The sequence below is a fragment of the Moorena sp. SIO3I8 genome (genome assembly GCF_010692325.1).
In the GTDB taxonomy this organism is placed as follows: Bacteria; Cyanobacteriota; Cyanobacteriia; order Cyanobacteriales; family Coleofasciculaceae; genus Moorena.
Map to the genome: position 1 here is coordinate 1 of NZ_JAAHHW010000340.1, position 1,697 is coordinate 1,697.

Annotated in this window: 2 protein-coding genes; both read left to right on the forward strand. The window is 45.4% G+C overall.

Features of this window, described 5'->3' with window-relative positions; translation table 11 throughout:
- Positions 1–1,373: sucrose synthase (locus F6K51_RS36805; protein WP_293030997.1), on the forward strand; the 1,373-nt coding region annotated here is incomplete at its 5' end.
- A gap of 79 nt (positions 1,374–1,452) precedes the next feature.
- Positions 1,453–1,697 (forward strand): MerR family DNA-binding transcriptional regulator (locus tag F6K51_RS36810; protein WP_293031000.1); only part of this gene is annotated, 245 nt, incomplete at its 3' end.

The following is a 1,697-nucleotide window of genomic DNA, read 5'->3' on the forward strand; positions in this document are numbered from 1 at the left end:
TCTTGGCAATGCTGGATGAATTGATTGATGAACCGGATGATGGGGCATTGGAACAGTTTCTCTCCCGCATCCCAATGATTTTCCGGATTGTCCTGGTATCGGTTCACGGCTGGTTTGGACAAGAAGGGGTATTAGGACGTCCAGATACAGGGGGTCAAGTGGTATATGTCCTTGACCAAGCTAAGAGTTTAGAAAAGCAGTTGCAAGAAAACCTGACTCTGGCGGGATTAAACATTCAGCCTAAGGTGATCATTCTCACCCGCTTAATCCCCAACAATGATGGAACTCGGTGTAATGAACGGTTAGAGAAAGTTAACGGTACAGAAAATGCCTGGATTTTACGGGTACCGTTTCGAGAGTTCAATCCGAAAGTTACCCAGGATTGGATTTCTCGGTTTGAGATTTGGCCGTATCTAGAAACCTACGCCATCGATGCCGAAAAGGAACTGCTAGGAGAATTCCAAGGTCGTCCCGACCTGATTGTAGGAAACTATTCCGATGGTAATCTAGTAGCGTTCCTGCTGGCGCGACGGTTGAAAGTTACCCAGTGCAATATTGCCCATGCCCTAGAAAAGTCCAAATACCTATTTAGTAACCTGTACTGGCAAGACTCAGAACAGCAATACCACTTCTCCCTGCAATTTACTGCTGATTTAATTGCCATGAATGCGGCTAATTTTATTATCAGCAGTACCTATCAGGAAATTGTGGGTACTGCTGATAGTGTGGGTCAGTATGAGTCTTACCAGAACTTCACCATGCCAGACCTGTATCATGTGATTAATGGCATTGAGTTATTCTCTGCGAAGTTTAATGTAGTGCCACCGGGAGTAAATGAAACTGTCTTCTTCCCCTACACCCGCACTCAAGGGCGAGTAGCTAGTGATATTAAGCGGTTGGATGAATTGCTGTTTACCCTAGACGACGAGGCCCAGGTGTTTGGCAAACTGGATTATCCTAACAAGCGCCCGATTTTTTCCATGGCTCGTCTTGACCGCATTAAGAACCTGACTGGATTAGCGGAGTGCTTTGGTAAGAGTCGAAAGTTGCAGGAACGCTGTAACTTGATTTTAATTGCGGGTAACTTGCGCACTGAAGACTCCAGCGACAGCGAAGAAAAGGCAGAAATTGTCAAGCTTTACCAGATTATTGAGGAGTATAATCTCTACGGCAAGATCCGCTGGTTAGGGGTCCGCTTATCAAAAAGTGACTGTGGTGAAGTCTATCGGGTGATTGCTGACCGTCATGGTATTTTTGTGCAGCCAGCCCTGTTTGAAGCCTTTGGTCTAACAATTTTGGAATCCATGATTTCTGGTTTACCAACCTTTGGTACCCAATTTGGTGGACCGTTGGAGATTATTCAGGAGGTGTAACTATTAGCCAGATATCTTACTAAGCCTTAGCAAACCTTACTAAAGTTAAGTATACTAGATTTAGTAAGGTTCACGGTCAATGAAAAAATATGTCACTCCAAAAGAGGCAGCCGAGCACCTCGGAGTCTCGATCTCAACTCTTAGGCGGTGGGACAAAGAGGGGAGACTCGACAGTATCAGGACAAAAGGGAATCAAAGGCGGTTCTGTGTCGAAGGAGAAACTCCGCAGATTAAGCCCATTGTCTGCTATGCAAGAGTCTCTACCTACTCCCAACGGGATGACCTCGATCGACAAGCTCAATTTTTACGGGCAAAATACCCAAA